Raw genomic sequence first — 22,486 nt, 5'->3', positions numbered from 1 at the left:
AGCAGAAACGGCAGCAGATTAGCCAGCGTTCAGCCCCCTTGCGGGGGCCGGTGACAGATTCAAATACCCAGCCCGCCAAGGCACAGATATTTGATCTCGAGATAATCCTCGATGCCGTACTTCGACCCTTCGCGCCCCAGGCCGGAGTTTTTAACCCCGCCAAAGGGCGCAACCTCGGTAGAGATCAGCCCTTCATTGATGCCGACAATGCCGTATTCCAGCGCTTCGGCCACGCGCATCACCCGGCCGATGTCGCGGCTATAGAAGTACGAGGCCAGGCCGAACGGCGTGTCGTTCGCCAGTTCGATGGCTTCGGCTTCGTGCTTAAAACGGATCAAGGGCGCCACCGGGCCAAAGGTTTCCTCATGGAAGATTTTGGCGTGCCTCGGCACATCGGTCAGGATGGTCGGCGTATAGAAGTTGTTGCCCAGCGCATGGGGCAGGCCGCCCAGCAGCACCGAAGCACCGCGCTTCACGGCATCGGCGATATGCTCGCTGACTTTCTCCACCGCCTCCCGGTTAATCAAGGGGCCGATAGTGACGCCCTCGTCCATGCCATTGCCTACTTTCAGCTTCGCCACTGCGGCTTTCAGCTTTTCCGCAAAAGCGTCGTAGACGCCTTCCTGCACCAGAAAGCGATTGGTGCACACGCAGGTCTGGCCGGCGTTACGGTATTTTGAGGCTACTGCCCCGGCGACGGCGGCGTCCAGATCGGCATCGTCAAACACGATAAAGGGCGCATTGCCCCCCAGTTCCATGCTGGTTTTTTTGATGGTAGCCGCACACTGGGCCAGCAACTGCGCGCCCACCTCGGTGCTGCCGGTAAAGGAGAGCTTGCGTACGTCCGGGTTCGCGGTCAGTTCGCCGCCGATCGCCTTACTGGGCCCGGTAATCACGTTGCAGACGCCCGCCGGTAAACCGGCGCGTTCGGCCAGCACTGCAATCGCCAGCGCCGAGAACGGGGTCTGGCTGGCGGGGCGGATCACCCCGGTGCAACCCGCGGCCCAGCCGGGGCCGGCCTTGCGGGTGATCATCGCCGCCGGGAAATTCCACGGCGTAATGGCGGCAAATACCCCGATGGGTTCTTTTTGCACGATAATGCGCCGGCCGGGCAGGTTTTGCGGAATGGTGTCGCCGTAAACGCGTTTTCCCTCCTCGGCGAACCATTCGATAAACGAAGCCGCATAGGCAATCTCACCGCGGCTTTCTGCCAGGGGTTTGCCCTGTTCTGCGGTCATGATGTGCGCCAGATCGTCCTGGTTTTCCATCATCAGTTCGAACAGGCGGCGCAGCTTGCCGGCACGCTCTTTGGCGGTCAGCGCACGCCAGGCCGGCTGGGCTTTTTTGGCGGCGGCTATTGCCTGCGCGGTTTCTTCGGTGCCAAAGGCCGGCACCTGGCCGACCAACTCGCCCGTGGCCGGGTTATGGATCTTGATGGTCTGGCCGTCTTTGGCCTGCAGCCATTGCCCATCGATGTAGTTTGCTTCGCGAAATAGCGCGGGATCTTTGAGGGTGGCGGAGAAGGTCGTGCTCATCGGTTATCTTCCTTTTCAGAATGCCAAACACTGTGGTCTGTCTCAAATATTCCTCTTTACCCTAGCAAACTTTGCCGCATCCATTTGCTGCCATGCGCACCTTCTGTACAAAAAACACTCGTCACCGGGACGATACTGAACTCAGTAAGCATATGACCCTTTTCGAGATAACAAAAAGGAGTGTGCAGAATGGTAAATTCAGTGAGTCGGCACCTTGCGGCCTACAGCAGCGACATGGATTTTCTCGCTTCCAGCATTGCGCTGATGGAGTGGCAGGGGCGCGAAATTGATGCCGGCAAGGTGGCCGGCAATATGTCGGAATCGCAAAGCCGTTTGTTTTTTGAGCGTTTGAGCTATTTTCGGCAGCTCTATCAGGCCACCTCGATGGCGGAACACAGCCTATAAGTTCTTATTGAACCCGACCCCGCCAATGCGGGGTTTTTTATGGCGATTTACCCCTGCCACACCCCGGTGTTCAGCGTGGCCGGGGAGTATTCCAGGTTGCGGCCGCGCCAGGGCAGAGCCTGCGGGAAACGCCACGCACTGTGCATATCAAATCGCCAGTAACGTTCCGCCCCCTCCACTCCGTGGTCGATATCCGTTTGCCAGAGGATCTGCGTTTCCCCTTGCAGATGCAAAATATCGCCGTTGTCGAAATCGATAAACAGCAGCGCCGCCCGGGGTTGGGCCAGCAGATTACCGAGGGTGTTCATATAGCGGTTGCCGCGAAAGTCCGGGATCCACAGGCTGTTGTCCGTCAGGTGGATAAACCCCGGCTTGCCGCCACGGTGCGATATATCCATGCCGCCCTGCGCCAGCCCGGTGTGAGCGCAACTGGCGACGAAAAAGGTGTCCGCCCGCCGAATCAGCGCCTGCGCCTCAGCATCCAGCGCAGGAAGATATTCAATCGGCGCAGGATCAGCGGCCACCGGGTAAAGCTCGCGCCGCTGGATATATTGCGGGCAGTTGCCAAAGCTTTGCGTGACCTCGATTTCAATGCGGTTCTTATCGGTGCGACCAATCACGCCGTTGGCCCGGTTGCGCCTGCGGTTGCTGAAATCCAGCCCTAACGCGCCAACCAGTTTGCCGCTTTGCAATGCGGCCTGCGCCGGATCGTCGTTGCGGCGCGGCGCGCTGATACGCAGGTGGGTATCATCCGGCGTGCGCAGAAAACCGGGCGGGCCGCTGAACAGCGTAGCGACCGGCCAGCCCTGATCGTCCAGCGTGGCGACGAACAGGTAAGGCAACGCGGCGAAGAATTCCCGGTGCTGCTCGGGCATGGCGGTATAAATACCGGCACCCACGCGATCAAAACCGGCCAATGCCTGGGCGCGCACTTCATCGGGGTGGAACAGCGGCTGTGTCATCAGCGTTACCTCGCGGTGGGTTCCGGCAGCGCCGGCATGGCGAAGAAACCGGGCAGAGCGGCGATGCGCGCGACCCAACGCCGGATCGCCGGATAGGGTGCCAGCGAGATGCCGCCTTCCGGCGCTACTGCCACGTAACTGTAGCAGGCCAAATCACCGATAGTGGCGTGTTCCGTCGCCAGGAACTCACGTTCCGCCAGATGCTGTTCCATTTGCGGCAGGAAGCGCGCCGCGATCGCCAGCGAAGCCTGATAATCCTCCGGAGCGGAAAACTGGGCAATCATCCTGCTGGAGGCCGGGCCATAGCGCACCTCTCCGGCGGCTTTGGACAACCACTCTTGCACCTGCGCCGAAGCCTGCGGAGTTTCCGGCAGCCAGTGGCTGCCCGGCGCGTAGCGTTTGACCAGATACACCAAAATGGCGTTGCTGTCGGCGAGTGCCAAATCGCCGTCCACCAGCACCGGGATTTGGCCCAGAGGGTTAAGATGGCGGAAAGCTTCGCTCTGGCGCACGCTGGCGGGAGCTTCGATAAATTCGTACGGCAGGTTAAGCATGCGCAGCAGTAACGCCACGCGATGAACGTGGCCGGAAAGTGGGGTGCCGTACAGTTTGAGGGGTTGCATGATGAGGCTCCTGAATAATTTTTATCAGCATACTCTTGCCGGCGGTGAGCGTAATCCGGCAATGTAGAAATTGATAATTTCACATTTTGGAAGAATCTATGGATCGGTTGGACGAACTGGCTATCTTTGTGGCGGTGATTCAGCACGGCAGCCTGGCTGCGGCCGGGCGCAAGCTACGGCGTTCCGCGCCGGCGATCACCCGTGCGATTGCCTCGCTGGAGCAACGCTTTGGCGCCCGGTTGGTGGAGCGCACCACCCGGCGGCTGGCACCGACCGAGGCGGGTTTACGGCTGGCGGAGCGTGCGCGCCTGCTGCTGCATGACTATGACTCGGCGGTACTGGACACGGCGGACAGCCAGCTCTCCGGCCTGTTGCGCGTCACCTCGCCGGTGCAGTTCGGGCGCAAACACATGGCGCCGCTGGTGATGGCGTTTCTTGACCGCTATCCGCAGATGCAGATTGAAATGGTGCTCAACGATCGCAACCTGGATTTGATCGACGAAGGGCTGGATGTGGCGGTGCGCATTGGTCATCAGCAGGATTCTTCCCGGGTGGCGCGCCGTTTGGGGCAGGTGTCGCGGGTTACGGTCGCCAGCCCGGCTTATCTGGCGCGGCGCGGTGAACCGCAACACCCGGCGCAGTTGACCGACCACGATACCATTGTCGGTACCCAACGCGCGTCGCTGCGCGAATGGCGTTTTGGCCCGCAGGAAAATGGCGAGCGGGTGCGGCTGACGCCCCGGCTGTTGATCAACGAGGTGGAAACCCAACTGTTGGCGGTGCGGGCGGGCAAGGGCATCGCCCGATTATTGTCGTATCAGGTGGCGGACGATCTGGCGGCGGGCACGCTGGTGCGTTTGCTGCCGGCGTATGAACCCTTGCCGATGCCGGTACAACTGGTGGCGCAGAACGTGCAGCGCATGCCGCTGAAGGTGCGCACCTTCTGGGACTACGCCTGGCAAGAATTAAGCCGGTTGGCGCAAATTCAGCCGGTATAAACCGGTGAATCAATACCGATAAGTTTCACTGGTTAAACTTATTTGGCGCAAAAATAAGATTTATTTTACCGTGCACGCATTGCTGCGGTTCCCTTCTTGACAATATTTTGGCCGGTGCTAATAGTTAACGCATATCTTATCTTAAATAATAAACGAAGTTTAATATATGAAACTTGTCCCGGGAAGTTACGATAACGGTTCGACAGTAGACAATGAAAATGAGATCCTGAACTCATTTCAAACCCGCAGTCAGGCCGTTTATCAGCAAGTACGCAGCGAACTTAATATTGCCTATGGTTATTCGGAACGGGAAGTTTTTGATTGGTTATATTCTGATGTGCCCTCTAAAGGAACATTAATATTTGTTCACGGCGGTTATTGGCAATTTTGCCGTAAAGACGATTTCGCATTTATTGCCGAGGTGCCATTGGCGCTGGGCTTTGACGTGGTGTTGCTGGAATATACGTTGGCGCCGGTGGCGACACTGGAGGATATTTGCCGGCAAATCGGCACGGCGCTGGATGCCATTGAACTGCGGCTGGCAGCGCAAAAAAACGCGCCGGTCTATTTGTGCGGCCATTCCGCCGGCGGGCATTTGGCCAGTTATTGGCAACAGCATGCGGTTGTTGACGCGGTATTGCCCATCAGCGGAATTTTTGAACTGGAACCGCTGTTAAGCACTTACGTAAATCGGCAATTGCAACTGACCCGGCGGCAAATCACGCAGCTGAGCCCGGCGCGCCATATTCCTGAACAGCTAAAACCCATGACGCTGTTTTACGGCGCAGCCGAGCTGCCGGAACTGATAGGGCAGTCGCTTCATTATTACGCTGCGCTGCGGGAGAAAAACCTGCCGGCTGAGCTGGTTGCCGTAGCGGGAGCCAATCATTACAACGTACTGGATGCGCTGTTCGCCGCTGACGGGGCGCTGATCCGGCAGTTAACCACCACGGGGAAATAAGCCATGCGCAGCATCGTTGATACCGGCCTGCCGGAGATTGGGCAACCCTTTTCCTGGGCCACCAAAGGCGGGGGCATGTTGTTCACTGCCCACGGCCCGGTCAGGCCAGACGGCAGTATTGAAACCGGTGCGCCGGAAAGCCAGATTACCCTGACGTTCGATAATCTGGCGCAAACGTTGAAAGCGGCCAATAGCCACAGCGATAACGTATTGCAGGTGATTGTTTATCTCACCGATGTGAATGACGTTAAATTACTCGATGATATTTATAAAAAGTACTTTAATTATCCTTACCCCAATCGCTCAACCGTGATTGTCGATAAATTGGTAGTGCCGGGAATGAAAATAGAAATAACCGTCAGCGCCACGGCCTGAGTCGCATTTAATTATCACCTTCATCAGTAAATTCATTAAATAATGAGTTAAGGAATCGCTATGTTTAATCATATCGGCGCGTCTGCGCCCGATCCTATTATGTCGTTGATGGAAGCTTATTTACAGGATGAAAATACGCAGAAAGTGAATCTGGGTATTGGCCTTTATTATGATCAGCAGGGCAGGATCCCGCTGATGCAGGCGGTTGAAGCGGCCGAACGGCGCTTGCTTGAACAGCGCACTCCCCACGGTTACCCGCCGATAGAAGGTTCGCCGCTGTTTACCCAACAGGTGCAAAGTTTGCTGTTTGGCGAACAGGATACCTCCGCCATCGCCACGGTACAGACCCTCGGCGGCTCCGGTGCCTTGAAGCTGGCGGCGGACTTTATCCACCACTATTTGTCCCGCCGCGATATCTGGGTGTCTGACCCGACCTGGGCCAACCATTGGGCCATCTTCGAGGGGGCCGGGCTGAAGGTTCACACCTATCCGTACTTTGATGAGGCCAACGGCGGCCTGCGTTTTGACGCCATGCTCGATACGCTCGCCAGCCTGCCGGAAGGCAGCGTGGTGCTGCTGCACCCTTGTTGCCACAACCCGACCGGCACCGATCTCACTCAGGCGCAGTGGCGCGCCACGATCGAAGTACTGCAACGCCGCCGGCTGCTGCCGTTCTTCGATATCGCCTATCAGGGGTTTGGCGACGGCCTGGCAGAAGACGGCTTTGCATTGCATGAGACGCTGAAAACCGATCTGGAATTTTTGGTCGCCAACTCGTTTTCTAAAAATGTCGCGCTGTATGGCCAGCGGCTGGGGGGCCTGTCGGTGCGCTGTGGCAGCCCGCAAAGCGCGGTGAACGTGAAGGGTGCTTTGAAAACGCTGATCCGCCGCAGTTACTCCTGCCCGCCGACCCACGGCAGCCAGATTGTGGAGACTCTGTTGGTGGACGCAGCGCTGCGACACCAGTGGGAGAGTGAACTGGCCGGTATGCGCCAGCGCATTAAGCAGATGCGCCAGGTTCTGGCCGCAGGGCTGGAGCTGGGCGGTTCACGGCTGGATCACCGTCGCATCCGCGATCAGAAAGGCATGTTCAGCTATACCGGGCTGAACCAACAGCAACTCGCCCGGCTGCGGCAAGAGTATGCCATTTATCTGGTGGCGCCCGGCCGCATGTGCCTGCCTGGCCTGAACCAAAATAATGTCGATTACGTTACTGCCGCCATTCTGGACGTCACCCGCACTGTGTGAACAAGGTAGGACATTGCCATGAAAGAGATAAAAGGTTTTGACGAAATAGCCCGGCGGCAGGGCGGGTTGAAAAAGCAGCTCACCGCCGGGCAGATGTCGATGCTGGCGATAGGCGGCGCGATCGGCACCGGGCTGTTTCTCGGCAGCGCCTACGCCATACAAATGGCTGGCCCCAGCGTATTGCTGAGCTATTTTATCGGTGGCGTGGTGGCGTTATTGCTGATGGGATGCCTGGCGGAGATGACCTCCGAACACCCGACGCCCGGTTCTTTTGGCGACTACGCCGAGTTTTATATCAGCCCGCTGTTCGGTTTTTTGGTGCGCTATTCCTATTGGTCTTGCGTGGTGCTGGCGGTAGGCACCGAAGTGACCGCCATCGGCATGTACATGCAGTTCTGGTTCCCCGGTACGCCAATCTGGCCCTGGGTGCTGCTGTTTTCTGCGGCGGTGATCGCCATCAATGTGATTGGCGTCAAGTCGTTCGGCCAGGTGGAGTACGCGCTGTCGACCATCAAGGTGGTGGCGATTGCGGCCTTTATCGCCATTGGCATCGGCATCTTGGCCTTTTCCGCCAACCCGGCCTTTGGGGTTAAAAACTTTACCGACAACGGCGGTTTCTTCCCCTTTGGCGTTAAAGGCATGTGGTTCGCGGTAATCGTCTCCATTTTCAGTTACCTGAGCATTGAGATGATTGCGGTGGCCGCCGGTGAGGCCAAAAACCCGGTGATTGCGGTCAAAACCGCCTTCAAGGGCACCATTTTGCGGCTGTTTATCTTTTACATGCTGTCGATTGCGCTGATGCTGGCGATCGTACCCTGGCGGCAGTCCGGTACCGGCGAAAGCCCGTTCCTGGTGGCGATGAACGTGATCCATTTGCCCGCTGCTGCCGGTATCTTCAACTTCATCGTACTGGTGGCCGCGCTGTCGGCGATGAACAGCCAACTGTACATCACCACCCGCATGATGTTTTCACTCTCCCGCGCCGGGCAGGCTCCCGCTGCGCTGGGCCGCGTCAGCCAACGCGGCATACCGGTGAGCGCGTTGGCAATGTCCTGTATCGGCATTGTGGTGTCGATCGTGCTGAGCCTGGTTTATCCGGAAAAATCGTTCGCCGCCATGATGTCGATCTCGGTGTACGGCGCTTGCTTTACCTGGTTGATGATCTTTGTCACTCATCTGTTTTTCCGTCGTCAGCACCGCAAAACCCACCTGAAATTCCGCATGTGGGGCTTCCCCTACACTACGCTGGCGGGGGCCGGTTTGATGGCTGCGTTGCTGATCTCGACGGCGTTCACCGAATTTTTCAAAATGACGCTGTGGTTTGGCATTCCGTTCACCCTGCTGCTGGCGGCGGTCTATTTCTTCTATAGCCGTCACCAGCCCGTGCCGGGCCGGGTGGAAACGACGGGCGCGGAGTAAACCGGTCTGCTGAAAATGTGTCTATGTGGCTCTGGCAATAAACCACTTTATCCGGAGAATGACCCCTCTTTGAAGCGTGTGGAGCCTTATTGGAATGACAAGTCAGACAGCAAAAACCGGGGTTAACGTTGGCGGGGTGCATGCGGGCGCCACGCGTTCGGCGCAGGGGTGGGTCAACGGTTTTTTGGGGATGTTGATTTTTAGCGGTTCTTTGCCCGCCACCCGGGTGGCGGTGCTGGAGCTTGATCCGGTATTCCTGACGGCGATGAGGGCGACGATTGCCGCGCTGCTGGCCCTGAGCGCGCTGTTGTTGATGCGCCAGCGTTGGCCTCGGCGCGCTGATATCACGCCGCTGATTTTTGTTGCCGTCGGGGTGGTGATCGGTTTTCCGCTGCTGACGGCGTTAGCCTTGCAACACACCACCTCGGCGCATTCCATGGTTTACATTGGCCTGCTGCCGCTGGCGACGGCCTGTTTCGGCGTTTTGCGCGGCGGGGAGCGCCCGAGGGCGGCCTTCTGGGGCTTTTCGCTGGTAGGCGGCCTGCTGGTTGGCGCTTTCGCACTGAGCCAGGGTTCTGGCGGTTCCTGGGCAGGTGATGCGCTGATGGTGGTTGCGGTGCTGCTTTGCGGATTGGGCTATGCCGAAGGGGCGGTACTGTCCCGCCGGCTTGGCGGCTGGCAGGTGATCTCCTGGGCGCTGGTGATCGCGTTGCCGTTGGCGGCGGCGGTCGCGGCCTGGGCGGTGCCCGCAACCTGGACAGGGGTGAGCGCCGGGGCCTGGTTCTCTCTGGGTTATATTTCGCTGTTCAGCATGTGGATAGGTTTTATTTTCTGGTATCGCGGCCTGGCGCAGGGCGGTATTGCCGCTGTGGGGCAACTGCAATTGCTGCAACCGTTCTTTGGCCTGGCGTTGGCGGGGCTGGTACTGCATGAAACCGTCCAACCTTCGATGATCGCGGTGATGGCCGGCGTCGTGGTTTGCGTGTTCGGCGCCAGGCGTTTTTCGCGCTAAATCCGGCCAGGTCATGCCCCATGCCGGACGAGAGGGTTGACCCGATTTCACCGCTATTTGGCCTTCGGGCTACTCACCTTCTTTTCAGGTGCTCCCTATACTGGCTTCTCTACCTACAGCAGAGTGCTTGATTGCCGAGCAACCTGCATTCGACCTGTTGAGACGACCCCTATTCGGAGCCGAAAGCATGAAACTGACCCAAATTCGCAATGCCACGCTGTTGCTTGAATACGCAGGTACTAAATTTCTGATTGACCCTATGCTGTCTGACAAAGAGGCTTGGGACGGTTTTGCCGGTACGGCGCGTTCCCATCGGCGTAATCCTCTGGTGGCGCTGCCGCTATCGATTGATGCACTGCTGAATGTCGATGCCATCATTGTGACCCATACTCATAGGGATCACTGGGATGAAGCCGCACAGGAGAAAGTGGCAAAAGATAGCCTCATCCTGACTCAAAACGACAGCGATGCCGAATTGATCCGCGCTCAGGGTTTCGGTAATGTGCGCGTTCTTGAAGACAGCAATGAGTTTGCGGGCATGACCATTATCAAAACTGGCGGTCAGCACGGAAGCGATGAGGCTTATGCTAATCCCGATATCGCTGCTCGGCTGGGTGATGCCTGTGGTCTGGTATTCAAGCACGCCGATGAAAAAACGTTATATATTGCAGGCGATACCGTCTGGGTTAAGCCTTACGTGGACAGCCTGAGCGTCTGGAAGCCTGATGTGGTGGTGTTAAATACCGGTTTTGCTCAGGTTGACGGGATCGGCGCGATCATTATGGGTAAAGAAGATGTGCTGCGTACGCATGAGCTTATGCCGCAAGCTATGATCGTGGCCTCCCACATGGAAGCCGTTAACCACTGTATCCTTAGCCGTGATGAGCTGCGCGAGTATGCCATTGAAAAAGGTATTCAGGACAGCGTGCTGATCCCGGCAGACGGTGAAACCTGTACGTTCTGATAACATTCTCGGCCCGGTAACCGCGTAACGCCCTTTGGTGCTGAAAAGGGGGGCGCGGTGTGCCGGTAAACAAAAATAGGCCGACGAGAAACGAGAACCAAATCTATGTCTGTACTTTCCGTCGCTGTCATTGCCACCCATGGTTTTAGCCCGTTCCATTTTTCGGTACCCTGCATCATTTTTGGTCAGGCAATGCCGGAACCGGGGCTGTTTGATCTGCATATTTGTGCGGAGCATCCTGGCGTAGTGCATTCTGATATTGGGGTATCAATCAACGTTGGTGAAGGGCTGGAGGCGCTCGATTCGGCGGATATTGTCGTTGTTCCGTTCTGGAACCACCCAGAAAGCAAACCTTCAGAAGCCTTGCTTGCCTCTCTGGTAGCCGCGTGGCGGCGCGGCGCAGACGTTGTGGGTCTGTGTCTGGGAACTTACGTACTGGCCTACGCGGGGTTGTTGGATCATCGTCGTGCGGCAACCCACTGGGAATTTGAACGGGACTTTACCCGCCGTTTTCCCGCAGTGCATCTGGATAGCAATGCGCTTTATACCCATGACGATCGTCTTATTACCTCGGCCGGCACCGCGGCGGGAATAGACTGTTGCCTGTACATTGTTCGTAAACATTACGGCAGCACGCTGGCTAACCGGGTGGCCAGACGCATGGTAACGCCTCCTTATCGCGAAGGGGGGCAGGCGCAATATATTGAACGTCCGGTACCGGAAACCACGCGCGATAACAAAATCAACGAACTGCTGGATTATTTGCGTCGCAATCTCGATAAACCCCACGACCTCGATTCGCTGGCGGGATTTGTCAATATGAGCCGGCGTACCTTTACCCGCCATTTTATCAAAGCCACCGGTGTCCCCGTCGGCGAGTGGCTAAATGCCGAACGGTTGCATCGCAGTCAGGAACTGCTTGAAAGTACCGATCACAGCGTAGAGACCGTGGCGGAATTGTCGGGTTTTCAGTCCCCGGTGTCCTTCCGCCAGCGCTTTCGGTCGCGGTTCGATATTAGCCCCAGCGAATGGCGCCGGGCGTTTCGCGGTACACGAAAAGAGCAATGAGTCAGTGGCAGGGTTGCATTACCTTTCAATTCAATGCAGCCCTTTTAAACCTGATGCTCAAGAGGCCGCTATCGACACCAGTACCTGATTCAACTTTTGGGCGGCGCGGTGAATAGCCTCGTCGTCGTAACCTCCCAGCCCCAGGATCAACCCGCTTTTTCCGCTGCCGGGGGCGTACATCGGCGACAGCGCACTGACCGCCACTCCGGCCTCGGCGGCGCCGGCGGTCACTTGCCGGTCATCCAGTCCCGCTTTCAACCACAATACCCGGTGCATCCCCTGGTCACTGGGGAGCAAGGTAGCCAGATGCGGCGAAATATGCGCGTTGACGGCGTCGGTCAGCACGCGCCGCTTTTCCGCATAGACGCCGCGCATTCTGCGGATATGACGATCCAGATGCCCTTGCGCCATAAAGCTGGCCAGTACGTGCTGGTCGGCGGTGGGTGGGTGGCGGTCCATCAGCACACGCGCACCGCAGAAGGCGGCCAGCAGCGGTTCCGGGACGATAGCGTAACCCAGCCGCAATGACGGGAACAGGATCTTGCTGAAGGTGCCGAGGTAGACGACTCTGGCGGGATCCAACCCTTGCAGAGAGGGAAAAGGGTGACCGGCGTAGCGCATTTCACTGTCGTAATCGTCTTCGACAATCCAGGCTTTTTGCTCTTTCGCCCAGGCCAGCAGCTCAAGCCGGCGCGACATGCTCATCGGCATGCACAGCGGATACTGGTGAGACGGGGTGACAAAAGCGGCCCTGGCCCGTGGTGCTATTCTTCGGCCCGCCGCCACGTCTATACCTTGGTCATCGACCGGCACCCGTGCCATGTGCCGGTCCCTGAGCAGGTTGTCAAAGATAGCGGTAATACCGCGGTAGGCGGGGTTCTCAACCCAGGCTGCATCGCCGGCGTCCAGCAGGATTTGCGTGGCGAGATAAAGCCCCTGCTGGGTGCCGGAGGTGATGATCACTTGTTCTGGCGTACAGAGCACCGAACGCGATTTTCGCACGTATTCACAGACTGCTTTACGCAGCGGCAACTCGCCAAGAGGGTCACCGTAGCCTGATGGGGCACCAGGCCCCCGGGCGCGGATCCGGTTGCCGAGCCGGCGCCAGACGTCATCGGGGGCAGTATCATTGATCGGTACAGAGACGGTGAAAGGGACCGGTGGCAGGGGCGCCCGTTGGGCGGAGAATTGCGCCAGCGCCTGCGCCTGGGCGGTCAGGGGAATGTCGCAGGCCTGCGGTTTTTTGGCCGGTGGCGGGGTTTTGCGATTGAGCGACAGGGCCACGCGGGTGCCCGAACCGGGCAGCGCTTCCAGAAACCCTTCGGCGGTTAGCTGCTCAAAGGCGGCCAGCACCGTACCTCTGGCGAGTTGCAATGCGCCCGACAGCACCCGCGTCGAGGGCAGCAGATCGCCTGCTTTCAGCTCGCCTTTATGAATGGCGGCCCGCAACGCTTGGGCAAGCTGGAGGCTGAGCTGCCCCGCGTTTCGGTCAAGTTCGCCGATGGCGGGGATTTCAACGGTTTTGGCGGTTCTTGGCATGGATTCCGGTCCAGGATTCAGTGGCGATACAGGGTATTAACTGTAAACCACTTTTGAGCGGAATGCGGTAGCACGCCCCGTTTAAAGTTGGCTTTTGGGGAGCAGGTGATCGCCAAAGCTCAGGCGCTGGCGGCCGGGCTCCACTTCGGCCAGCGGTTCGACCTCGTTCAGCGTGGATTTGCAGCGCAGCACCAGATCATGATATTCACGCGTGCCGGTCACTTTCCACGCCAGCTCCTGTTCGGTCAGGTCGCGCAGTACCCGCGCCGGGCTGCCGAGTACCAGTTTATTGGCCTCAATCACCGCCGCCGCCTTCACGAAAGCCATTGCGCCGACGATGCTGTTCTCGCCAATCTCTGCGCCGTCCATGATCACCGCGTTCATGCCGACCATGGCGTTGCGACGGATGCGGCACCCGTGCAGGATTGCGCCGTGGCCGATATGGCCGTCTTCCTCGACTACGGTGTCCTGCTGCGGAAAGCCGTGCATCACGCAATTGTCCTGAATGTTGGCGCCGTCGCAGATAACCAGCCGGCCAAAATCGCCGCGCAGGCTGGCGTTCGGGCCAATATAGACCTGCTTGCCGATAATCACGTCGCCAATCAGCACCGCCGTCGGATGCACGTAGCTGCTCGGATCTACCACCGGCGTCAGGCCGTCAATCTGATACACAGGCATAGCTAAATTTCCTTAAGAGTATCGCGTGGCAGGCCGCCAAAGCGCCGGTAATAACTTGCTGCCGGGGCGGGCAGGGAACCGATAGTGGTTTCCGCCAGCGCGCTGACATAGTCGGTCGCGGCGCGGTCTACCCGCTGATAAATGTTGATGCACAAATTGCGGGCGATTTGCCCCTCCCACTGCGCCGGTAACAGGGCGTCCGGCAGCAGCGGATCTTTCAGCGCCACGCGGCGGAAGAAGTGGATCAATAATAGCTTAATCTGGAAGCAACGCTGGGGCGTCAGCAGAGCGTCGTCGGCTTCGCGCAGCAGTTGCATCAGCGGGCGGAAGGAGACGATAAACTCGTGATAACCGGCAGCCACGTCAGCCAGAGACCAGCAGGTAGCCACCAACTGTTGCAGGGCAGGTTCGGAACGGTTGTACGGGTAGTCGGCGCGGAAATAGATCACCTGCTCGCTGGCGTTAAGCTCGCCGAGCAGTGCCGTCACGTCGGTTTGCGCGTGGGTGGGGGCCGCCATCAGGTTATTGGCGATCTGGCCGAAACCCAGCCAGCCCAGCTCTTTTTTCAGCCGTGCCCGCTCGCTTTTTTCCGCGCTTTCCAGCAGCAATAAATCCCATTTGCCGTCCCAGGCCGGCGGTTCGCTGAGGTAGATTTTCGACTCTGCGTGGCGGAACTGGCGCATGCCCTGATCGGTCACTCGATAAAAACTGCGTCGGCCTATTTTCTCCACCGCCAACCAACCCTCTTTTTGCAGACGGAACACCGAGGTGCGCACGAAGCGATCGCCGAAACCCAGCGCCTCCAGCAGCGCGCTCAGACTGCCGAGCCACACCTCGCCACCGCGATGGCTGAGTGCATCGCCATACAGGGAGATAATCAGTGAAGTGCCGCTGATCGGCTGGGCGTCTACAGCATGGCGAATAAACTCATCCAGTTTATGTTCCATATTTCTCCATGGGTTAGCCGTCGATGAGACACAACATTAACACAATTCATTGAGGCGTCATCCGTGACGCCAGCTGAATTAGCGCGGCCGCAGATCGACCACGCGCTGGGCCTTGCCTTCCGAACGCGGGATATCGCCGCAGTTGGCGATGCTGACGTCGGTGCTGACGCCGATAATCGATTTGATATGATGACGCAACTGGTGGCAGATCTCGCAGCGCTGCTGGTGGCTGAGACTGAGCGCCGACTCTTTCAGCTCAACGCGTACCGCCAGGGTATCCAGATGCCCGCTGCGGCTGACCTGCAACTGGTAGTGCGGCGACAGCTGTTCGAACTGCATAATTTGCTCTTCCACCTGCGACGGGAACACGTTGACGCCGCGAATGATCAGCATGTCGTCCGAACGGCCGGTGATTTTCCCCATGCGCCGCATCTGGCGCGCATCGCCCGGCAGCAGGCGGGTGAGGTCGCGGGTGCGGTAGCGGATCACCGGCAGCGCCTCTTTGGTCAGGGTGGTGAACACCAGTTCGCCGTGCTGGCCGTCCGGCAGGACTTCGCCGCTCTCCGGGCAGATGATCTCCGGCAGGAAGTGGTCTTCCCAGATGGTCGAACCGCCGCCGCTTTCGGCGCACTCCATCGCAACGCCCGGCCCCATCACTTCGGACAGGCCGTAAATATCCAGCGCCTTGATGCCCAGACGGGACTCGATCTCGTGGCGCAATGCCTCGGTCCAGGGTTCGGCGCCAAACACCCCGAGGCGCAGCGAACAGCTGCGGGCATCGCCACCCATTTTGCGTTCCAGTTCGTCGATCAGCGTCAGGCAATAAGACGGCGTCACCATGATGACATCGGGTTTGAAATCGAGGATCAGCTGTGCCTGCCTTTCGGTTTGCCCGCCGGACACCGGGATCACCGTCGCCCCGAGCCGCTCTGCGCCGTAATGGGCACCCAGACCGCCGGTGAACAGGCCATAGCCGTAGGCCACATGCACCTTGTCTTTGGCGGTGGCTCCGGCGGCGCGCAGGCTGCGGGCGACGATATCGGCCCAGTTATCGATATCCCGTTGGGTATAGCCGACCACCGTCGGTCGCCCGGTAGTGCCCGACGAGGCGTGAATGCGCACCACCTGTTCCATCGGAACGGCGAAGGTGTCAAACGGGTAGTTGTCGCGCAGATCCTGCTTGGTGGTATAGGGGAAGCGCGCCAAATCGCTCAGCTGTTTGAGATCGTCGGGGTGTACGCCTGCCTGATCGAACTTGCGTTTATACATCGGCACGTTGTTGTAGGCGTGATGCAGCGTCCATTTCAGGCGTTCCAGCTGCAGCGTTTCTATTTCATCGCGCGAGGCGAACTCAATGGTGTCGAGTGGCTGTGGAAGGGTTGTCATAGTTAGCCTCGGAGTGTCATGCCCGTTCAATGATCATAGCAATACCCTGACCGGCGTCGATACGCTGGGGGTAAAGCGCGTCGCGGCCCATCGGCGTGCGGACGCCGTCGCAAATCAATGCCTGACTCATGGCAGCGCCCCTAAAACAGGGTGGCCGAGGCGGTGCGCGCGGCCGCGAAACCAGGCGACGGTTTTGCCCCGTTGGTTGACGATCTCTACGTCATACAGCCCGGTGGTTTTGCCTTGATGACGTAGCTCGGCGCTGGCGGTGAGGCGATCGCCCGCCAGCGCCGGGCGGATAAAATCGATGCTGCAACCGGACGCCACCGCAGCCAACCCCTGGCTGTTGCAGGCATAGGCGAAAGCGGTATCGGCCAGGCTGAACAGCTGGCCGCCGTGGCAGGTCCGGTGACCGTTAAGCATCTGCGGGCCAACGGTCATGCTGACCCTGGCGAAACCGGCGTCGACATCATCTACCTGCATACCCATCGCCTGTGCGCAGGTATCTTGTTGAAACATCTGTTCGGCACAGCGCTGCGCCAGCGCATGGGGCGTATTGGCGTTCATCATTCGGCTCCTGAAGAGAGGAAAGCGTAGTGGCGCAGCAACGGCATTGGCCGATAGCGCGGTTCGCCGTAGTAGCGATACAGGTTTTCCAGCGTAGCGAGGATTTGCCGCCAGCCGAGCGCGGCACCCCATTCCAGTGGACCGTGCGGGTAGTTGACGCCGCAGCGCAGGGCGCTGTCGGTATCTTCGGCGCTGGCGACGCCTTTATTCACCACGTCCAGCGCCTCGTTGCTCAGCATGGCGAGGGTGCGCATCACCAACAGGCCAGGGTAATCCGGCAGTAAAATCACCTGCTTACCGAGCGATTGCAGCAGGCGTACCACCTTATCGCTGTGCTGTGCGTCGTTTTGCATTGCGCAGCTGATGGCGACGCAGGGGGCTTGCGAATAGTTGGCAGACAGATCAAACAGCACCACGGGGGTTCCGGTTTCCTCGGCAATCTGGCTGGCCGTTTTACCATTTGTTAACATAAATGTAACTTCATCGATCCGGGCAAAGGCGCTGGTCTGGCCAGGTTGTATGATCGCCTCCGCATTTCCCGTCAGCAATCCGGCCAAAAACGCCACGCCCGCTTCGTCGCCGTGCAGTTTGATGCTGCGTGGCGGCTCCGCCTGAGAGAGGGGCAGGCAGACGGCGGTCGGCGACGCTTGTTCGCCGTCATAACGATAAAAGCCGCAGCCGCTTTTGCGGCCCAGACGCCCGGCGGCCACCAGCTCTTGCTGTACCAGCGACGGCGTAAATCGCGAGTCCTGGAAAAAAGCCTGGAACACCGATTCGGTGACGGCATAGTTAATATCCTGGCCAATCAGATCGGTCAGTTGCAGCGGCCCCATGGCGAAACCGCCGGCATCGCGCATCACCGCATCGAGCGTGGCGACGTCGGCCACCTGTTCTTCCAGCGCACGCAGGGTTTCGGCGTAAAAGGGTCGCGCCACGCGGTTAACGATAAACCCCGGCGTGGAGCGGCACAGCACGCTCTGTTTGCCCCATTGCCGGGCCAGCGTTTGCAGGGTGGCGACGGTGTCGGCGCTGGTGTCCAGCCCACTGACGATCTCCACCAATTTCATTAGCGGTGCCGGGTTAAAGAAGTGCAGCCCGGCCAGGCGTTGCGGATGCTGCAGCGCGCCGCCGATGGCGGTAATCGACAGCGACGAGGTGTTGCTGGCAAACAGCGTGGCGGGTGAACACAGGGCTTCCAGATCCCGAAACAGGTTTTGTTTGATCGCCAGTTTTTCTGCTACCGCCTCAATGATCAGTGCGCTGTCGGTCAGTTGATCAAGCGTATCCACCGGCTGGATGCGTGCCAGCAACGCCTCAGTGACTTCCGCATCGGCCTTGCCGGCCGCCACACGCCGGCGCAATTGCAGGCTTAAGGCGTCCAGCGCGTTTTGGGCAGCGGTTGCGGCGATATCAAACAGTTTCACCTGATGCCCGGCATGGGCCGCCACCTGGGCAATGCCGATGCCCATGGTGCCCGCGCCAATCACCGCCACGGTTCCGTTGAAGTTCGGCAGGCTCATGGTTATTTCCCGCTGAAATTGGGTGTGCGTTTGGCGAAGAAGGCGCTGACGCCTTCGCGATAATCGTCGCTGCGGCCGCCGAGGCGCTGGAGATCGCGCTCCAGCTCAAGCTGTTGATCGAGGCTGTTGGTCGCCGAACTGTAGAGAGCTTTTTTTATCAGCCCCAGCCCGTAGGTCGGCTGGGTAGCCAGATGCCGCGCCAGCGTTTGGGTGTGGTCGGTCAATTCGCCTGCGGCCACTACCTGCCAGATCATGCCCCATTCCAACGCCTGCTGTGCGCTGACCTTGTCGCCCAGCAGCGCCATGCCCATGGCGCGGGCATGGCCCGCCAGACGCGGCAGGAACCAGCTGCCGCCGGAGTCCGGCACCAGCCCCAGACGGCAGAACGACTGGATAAAGCTGGCGTTGTCGGCAGCGATCACGATATCGCAGGCCAACGCCAACGCGGCCCCGGCACCCGCCGCTACGCCGTTGACGGCGCACACCACAGGTTTGGGCAATGCGGTCAGGCGGCGGATCAGCGGGTTATAGAAACGTTCGACCGACAGGCCGAGATCCGGTGCCTGTTGCTCAACGCTGACGTTACGATCGTTGAGGTCTTGCCCGGCGCAAAAACCTCGTCCGGCCCCGGTGATCAGCAAGCAGCGCACCTCGTCGTCACGTTCGGCGCGGGTCAGCGCCTCGCTGAGCTGGTGGTGCATCTCGTCGTTAAAGCTGTTCAGCCGGTCCGGCCGGTTGAGGGTCAGGGTCAGTACCCCGGCATCGAGGTGGGTGAGAATCAATGCGTTATCCATAAATCAGCGCCCCTGATAGTTTGGCGTACGTTTTTCGAAGAAGGCGGCGATGCCTTCACGGCGATCGTCGGTGGCGGCCAGTGCGACAAACTGCTGGCGTTCAAAGGCCAGCCCCTGGCTGAGGCCGACTTCTTCCGCCTGTTTCAGCGCCTGCTTGGCGGCACGCAGCGCCAGCGGGGCCTGTAAGCTGATGCGTTCGGCGATCTGCTGAGCGCGTTCCAGCGTCAGCGCGTCGACGCACACTTCACTGACCAGCCCGGCATGCAGCGCGCGAGTGGCGTTGATAGCTTCACCGGTCAACACCATCTGGCAGGCCAGGGATTTCCCGACGCAGCGAATTAAACGCTGGGTGCCACCCGCTCCCGGTATCAGGCCAAGGGTGATTTCCGGCAGGCCAAAGCGGGCGCTTTCGCCGCAGATAATGAGGTCGCAGGCCAGCGCCAGCTCGCAGCCGGCACCGAGCGCGTAGCCGTTTACCGCCGCCAGCAGCGGTTTACTGAACTGCGCCAGTCGCTGCCACAGCAACGGGCGACGATCCGCCAGTGCTGCGGGCAGGTCCTGCTGTTGCAGCTCCCGCAGATCGGCGCCCGCAGCAAAGAAGCGCGCGGCACCGGCTATCACCACCGCGCCCACGCCTGCGTCGGCATCGGCCTGTTCCAGCCGATACACCAACTGTTCCAGGCACGGGGTGCTCAGGGCGTTACGCGCCTCTGGGCGATGCAGCGTCAGGGTGACCACGCGTCGCTGCTGTTGCTGCAAGATCAAAGGGGTTTCCATTACCGGCTCCTATACGTCAAAGTCCAACACCACGCCGTCGCCGCGCGGCCACGATTGGCAACTCAATACGTAACCGGCGGCCAGTTGATCCGGCTCCAGGCTGTAGTTGACGGCCATCTCCACCTGACCGGCCTTAAGCCGGCATTTGCAGGTTGCGCATACCCCGCCTTTACAGGCGTAGGGCAGGTCGGCGCCCTGGCGCAGCGCCGCGTCCAGAATGCTGTCGTCCTGTGCGCCAACCTCGATATTCAAACGGCGGCCATCGAGCAGGATCTCCACCTGGGTGGCGTTGCGGCTGCCGTCGTTGAGCGGGCGGGCGGCAATGCCGCTGGTGTTAAAACGTTCGCTGTGGATATGCGCGGCCGGTACGCCGGCCAGTTCCAGCACGGTTTGCGCGTCGTCCATCATCGTCTCCGGCCCGCAGATAAAGGCGTGGTCGTAGTCGCGGTAATCCAGCAATGCGCCGCCGATAGCTGTCAGGTGTTCGCGATCGATACGGCCGCTGAGCAGCGGGCTGTCGAGGCTTTCCTGGCTGAACAGGTACAGCGGTTGGAAGCGCTGCGGATAGCGGTTTTTCAGGTCGCACAATGCCTCTTTGAACATCACCGAACGGCTGCTGCGGTTGCCGTAGATCAGCGTGAAGCGGCTGTTGGCTTCCAGTTGCAGCGTGGCCTTGATGATCGACAGCATCGGCGTGATGCCGGAACCGGCGGCAATCGCCAGATAGTTGCCGCAGTTTTCCGCCTGCGGCTGATAGCCGAAACGCCCCTGCGGCACCATCACCTCCAGCGCGTCGCCGACCTGTAGCATCTGATTGACGAACGAGGAGAAACGCCCCTGATGAATCGCTTTGACGCCGATCTGCAGCAACCCTTCCTGCGGGGCGCTGCAAATGGAATAGCAACGGCGCAGCTCTTCGCCGTTGACCCACGCCTTTAACGTCAGATGCTGACCGGGGGTGTAGCGATAATGACTTTTCAGCTCGTCGGGCACGCGCAGCGTAATGGCCACGGCGTCCGGCGTTTCGCGCTCGATGGCGGCGACGTTAAGGCGATGGAAGAGCGTCATGGTGTTCTCCTGGGCTATACCCTGTAATAGTTCGGGGCGCTCACGAACTATTACAGGACACAGCCTATATGCATTTGAAATAGTCGAACGGTTCCCGGCACTCGCAGCAGCGGTACAGTGCCTTGCAGGCGGTGGAGCCGAACTCGCTGATTTTTTCGCTGTGGGTGCTGCCGCAGCGCGGGCAGGGCACCGGGCCGTGGGCCTCGGGTTTATCGCAGGTGTGGCCTTGCGGCGGCGCGACGCCGTAGTCCCGCAACCGCGCACGCGCCGCCGCATTCATCCAGTCGGTGGTCCAGGCCGGGCTGAGGCGGATTGCCACCTTCACCGGGCTGAAACCGGCTTCGGCCAGCCGCTGCTCGATGGCGTTGAGCAGGAATTCGGTGGCGGGGCAACCGGAATAGGTTGGCGTAAAGGTAATGCGCCAGCCCGCGCCGTCCGGCTCTATGTCGCGCACCATACCCAGATCGGTGATCGACAGTACCGGCAGTTCCGGATCGCTGATCTGTTGCAGACAGTGCCAGATTTGCGGGATCTCGGCGGCTTGCAGCCGGGTGATATTCATGGCGGCCTCTTTACCAGTTGCTGTTGGGATAGGCGCGCTGCAGAAACTGCATTTCTGCCAGCAGCGGGCCGAGATGTTCGCTGTGCCGCCCCTGTTTGCCGCCGTGACGGAACGCCTGTTCTTCCGGTAACGACAGGGTGGCCAGGCGCAGGGTGTCGTCCACCAGCGCCCGCCAGGGTGCCTCAAGCTGACGCGGGTCGGCGGCGATGCCCTGTTCCGCCAATTCCAGCTCGACGTCGTCGGCATGGAACAGTTCGGCGGTAAAGCGCCACAGGTTATCCAGCGCCTGCTGAATTTTTTGATGGCTGACCGCGTTGCCATCGCCCAGGCGAATCATCCAGCCGCGGCTGAAGCGCAGGTGATAATCCGCCTCCTTGAGCGATTTGGCGGCGATGGCGGCCAGCTGTGGGTCACGGCTGCGGCTCAGTGCCTGATGCAACTGCACGTGGTAGGCGTCGAGCAAAAACTGCCGCACCAGGGTGTCGTTGAAACCGCCGTTCGGCTGTTCCGCCAGCAGCAGGTTGTGGAATTCACGCTCGTCGCGGCCAAAGGCCAGGCGATCTTCGCCGTATTGCAGCCCGGCCAGTTCGGCGGCATAACCGAGAAAGTGACGCGCCTGCCCGAGCAGATCCAGGCCGATATTCGCCAGCGCCAGATCGATTTCCAGCTCCGGCGCGTGGCCGCACCAGGCACACAGCCGCTGGGCGAGGATCAGCGGCGTATCGCTCTGACGCAGTACATAGGTGATTCGCGGATCGTTAAAGGTCATGGCCGCCTCTACATGTTCTTGATGCCGTCGGGAATGGTGTAGAACGTCGGGTGACGGTAGATCTTGTCATTGGACGGATCGAAGAACGCCCCGCGATCTTCCGGCTGCGAAGCGATCAGATGGCTCGATTGCACCACCCAGATTGAGCAACCTTCGCTGCGCCGGGTATAGGCATCGCGGGCATTTTCCAGCGCCATTTGGTCATCGGCGGCATGCAAGCTGCCGACATGGCGGTGCGCCAACCCTTGTTTGCTGCGAATAAACACTTCATACAATGGCCATTCAGCGTGAGTCATTTTCGATTCCTTC

The 22,486-nt window shown here is 59.7% G+C and carries 24 protein-coding genes; 9 read left to right on the top strand and 15 right to left on the bottom strand.

Annotated elements, in window-relative coordinates:
* Positions 1-59: 59 nt before the first annotated feature.
* Positions 60-1,535, bottom strand: coding sequence for an NADP-dependent succinate-semialdehyde dehydrogenase (gene gabD / locus SERAS12_RS15795; RefSeq protein ID WP_013813596.1), 1,476 nt, complete (start codon positions 1,533-1,535; stop codon positions 60-62).
* Between the two features lie 189 nt (positions 1,536-1,724).
* Between gabD and SERAS12_RS15790 the strand changes: the two genes are divergently transcribed.
* A complete protein-coding gene (locus tag SERAS12_RS15790; protein WP_013813595.1) occupies positions 1,725-1,940 on the top strand; it encodes a glycogen synthase in 216 nt (71 codons plus the stop codon).
* A gap of 47 nt (positions 1,941-1,987) precedes the next feature.
* Here the strand turns inward: SERAS12_RS15790 and SERAS12_RS15785 are convergent, their stop codons facing one another.
* Together SERAS12_RS15785 and SERAS12_RS15780 are read right to left on the bottom strand one after the other, a co-directional pair.
* Positions 1,988-2,902, bottom strand: a complete 915-nt coding sequence (locus SERAS12_RS15785; protein ID WP_013813594.1) for a pyridoxamine 5'-phosphate oxidase family protein — start codon at positions 2,900-2,902, stop codon at positions 1,988-1,990.
* Positions 2,903-2,907: 5 nt separating this feature from the next.
* On the bottom strand, positions 2,908-3,525 hold the full coding sequence (locus SERAS12_RS15780; RefSeq protein WP_013813593.1) for a glutathione S-transferase: 618 nt from the start codon (positions 3,523-3,525) through the stop codon (positions 2,908-2,910).
* A gap of 98 nt (positions 3,526-3,623) precedes the next feature.
* Between SERAS12_RS15780 and SERAS12_RS15775 the strand changes: the two genes are divergently transcribed.
* The 8 genes from SERAS12_RS15775 to SERAS12_RS15740 all read left to right on the top strand — a co-directional run bounded on the left by SERAS12_RS15775 (position 3,624) and on the right by SERAS12_RS15740 (position 11,570).
* Complete coding sequence (locus tag SERAS12_RS15775) at positions 3,624-4,523, top strand: LysR family transcriptional regulator (protein WP_013813592.1); 900 nt, start codon at positions 3,624-3,626, stop codon at positions 4,521-4,523.
* Positions 4,524-4,689: 166 nt separating this feature from the next.
* Positions 4,690-5,484 carry an alpha/beta hydrolase gene (locus tag SERAS12_RS15770; protein ID WP_013813591.1) on the top strand — a complete coding sequence of 265 codons (795 nt, stop codon included), beginning with the start codon at positions 4,690-4,692 and terminating at the stop codon, positions 5,482-5,484.
* Positions 5,485-5,487: 3 nt separating this feature from the next.
* A complete protein-coding gene (locus SERAS12_RS15765; RefSeq protein ID WP_013813590.1) occupies positions 5,488-5,859 on the top strand; it encodes a RidA family protein in 372 nt (123 codons plus the stop codon).
* 60 nt (positions 5,860-5,919) lie between these two features.
* On the top strand, positions 5,920-7,107 hold the full coding sequence (locus SERAS12_RS15760) for an amino acid aminotransferase (RefSeq protein WP_013813589.1): 1,188 nt from the start codon (positions 5,920-5,922) through the stop codon (positions 7,105-7,107).
* An 18-nt stretch (positions 7,108-7,125) separates the two neighbouring features.
* Complete coding sequence (locus SERAS12_RS15755; RefSeq protein ID WP_013813588.1) at positions 7,126-8,526, top strand: amino acid permease; 1,401 nt, start codon at positions 7,126-7,128, stop codon at positions 8,524-8,526.
* A gap of 94 nt (positions 8,527-8,620) precedes the next feature.
* Complete coding sequence (locus SERAS12_RS15750) at positions 8,621-9,538, top strand: DMT family transporter (protein ID WP_013813587.1); 918 nt, start codon at positions 8,621-8,623, stop codon at positions 9,536-9,538.
* 187 nt (positions 9,539-9,725) lie between these two features.
* Entirely contained in the window at positions 9,726-10,502 is a 777-nt protein-coding gene (locus tag SERAS12_RS15745) for an MBL fold metallo-hydrolase (RefSeq protein WP_013813586.1), read from the top strand.
* A gap of 105 nt (positions 10,503-10,607) precedes the next feature.
* Positions 10,608-11,570, top strand: coding sequence for a GlxA family transcriptional regulator (locus SERAS12_RS15740; protein WP_013813585.1), 963 nt, complete (start codon positions 10,608-10,610; stop codon positions 11,568-11,570).
* Between the two features lie 57 nt (positions 11,571-11,627).
* Here the strand turns inward: SERAS12_RS15740 and SERAS12_RS15735 are convergent, their stop codons facing one another.
* The 12 genes from SERAS12_RS15735 to paaB all read right to left on the bottom strand — a co-directional run bounded on the left by SERAS12_RS15735 (position 11,628) and on the right by paaB (position 22,473).
* Positions 11,628-13,109: a PLP-dependent aminotransferase family protein gene (locus SERAS12_RS15735; protein ID WP_013813584.1), complete on the bottom strand. Its 1,482-nt coding sequence runs from the start codon at positions 13,107-13,109 to the stop codon at positions 11,628-11,630.
* A gap of 81 nt (positions 13,110-13,190) precedes the next feature.
* The gene (gene paaY / locus SERAS12_RS15730; RefSeq protein WP_013813583.1) at positions 13,191-13,787 is read right to left on the bottom strand and encodes a phenylacetic acid degradation protein PaaY; all 597 of its coding nucleotides are present in this window, start codon (positions 13,785-13,787) and stop codon (positions 13,191-13,193) included.
* Positions 13,788-13,789: 2 nt separating this feature from the next.
* The gene (gene paaX, locus SERAS12_RS15725; RefSeq protein ID WP_013813582.1) at positions 13,790-14,734 is read right to left on the bottom strand and encodes a phenylacetic acid degradation operon negative regulatory protein PaaX; all 945 of its coding nucleotides are present in this window, start codon (positions 14,732-14,734) and stop codon (positions 13,790-13,792) included.
* Positions 14,735-14,812: 78 nt separating this feature from the next.
* Positions 14,813-16,120 carry a phenylacetate--CoA ligase PaaK gene (paaK, locus tag SERAS12_RS15720; protein WP_013813581.1) on the bottom strand — a complete coding sequence of 436 codons (1,308 nt, stop codon included), beginning with the start codon at positions 16,118-16,120 and terminating at the stop codon, positions 14,813-14,815.
* A 126-nt stretch (positions 16,121-16,246) separates the two neighbouring features.
* On the bottom strand, positions 16,247-16,687 hold the full coding sequence (paaI, locus tag SERAS12_RS15715; protein ID WP_013813579.1) for a hydroxyphenylacetyl-CoA thioesterase PaaI: 441 nt from the start codon (positions 16,685-16,687) through the stop codon (positions 16,247-16,249).
* The gene (locus SERAS12_RS15710) at positions 16,687-18,207 is read right to left on the bottom strand and encodes a 3-hydroxyacyl-CoA dehydrogenase (RefSeq protein ID WP_013813578.1); all 1,521 of its coding nucleotides are present in this window, start codon (positions 18,205-18,207) and stop codon (positions 16,687-16,689) included. Before SERAS12_RS15710 ends, paaI begins: the two co-directional genes overlap by 1 nt.
* A 2-nt stretch (positions 18,208-18,209) precedes the next feature.
* Complete coding sequence (gene paaG, locus SERAS12_RS15705) at positions 18,210-19,001, bottom strand: 2-(1,2-epoxy-1,2-dihydrophenyl)acetyl-CoA isomerase PaaG (RefSeq protein WP_013813577.1); 792 nt, start codon at positions 18,999-19,001, stop codon at positions 18,210-18,212.
* Positions 19,002-19,004: 3 nt separating this feature from the next.
* Positions 19,005-19,778, bottom strand: a complete 774-nt coding sequence (gene paaF / locus SERAS12_RS15700; protein WP_013813576.1) for a 2,3-dehydroadipyl-CoA hydratase PaaF — start codon at positions 19,776-19,778, stop codon at positions 19,005-19,007.
* A gap of 9 nt (positions 19,779-19,787) precedes the next feature.
* On the bottom strand, positions 19,788-20,846 hold the full coding sequence (gene paaE / locus SERAS12_RS15695; RefSeq protein ID WP_013813575.1) for a 1,2-phenylacetyl-CoA epoxidase subunit PaaE: 1,059 nt from the start codon (positions 20,844-20,846) through the stop codon (positions 19,788-19,790).
* A gap of 64 nt (positions 20,847-20,910) precedes the next feature.
* Positions 20,911-21,408, bottom strand: a complete 498-nt coding sequence (paaD, locus tag SERAS12_RS15690; protein ID WP_013813574.1) for a 1,2-phenylacetyl-CoA epoxidase subunit PaaD — start codon at positions 21,406-21,408, stop codon at positions 20,911-20,913.
* Positions 21,409-21,418: 10 nt separating this feature from the next.
* Complete coding sequence (gene paaC / locus SERAS12_RS15685) at positions 21,419-22,177, bottom strand: 1,2-phenylacetyl-CoA epoxidase subunit PaaC (protein WP_013813573.1); 759 nt, start codon at positions 22,175-22,177, stop codon at positions 21,419-21,421.
* Between the two features lie 8 nt (positions 22,178-22,185).
* Positions 22,186-22,473, bottom strand: a complete 288-nt coding sequence (paaB, locus tag SERAS12_RS15680; protein ID WP_013813572.1) for a 1,2-phenylacetyl-CoA epoxidase subunit PaaB — start codon at positions 22,471-22,473, stop codon at positions 22,186-22,188.
* Between the last annotated feature and the right edge of the window lie 13 nt (positions 22,474-22,486).

Origin of the sequence: Serratia sp. AS12 (assembly GCF_000214195.1) — a bacterium.
In the GTDB taxonomy this organism is placed as follows: domain Bacteria; phylum Pseudomonadota; class Gammaproteobacteria; order Enterobacterales; family Enterobacteriaceae; genus Serratia; species Serratia plymuthica.
This window is presented reverse-complemented; position numbering and strand designations above follow the sequence as displayed.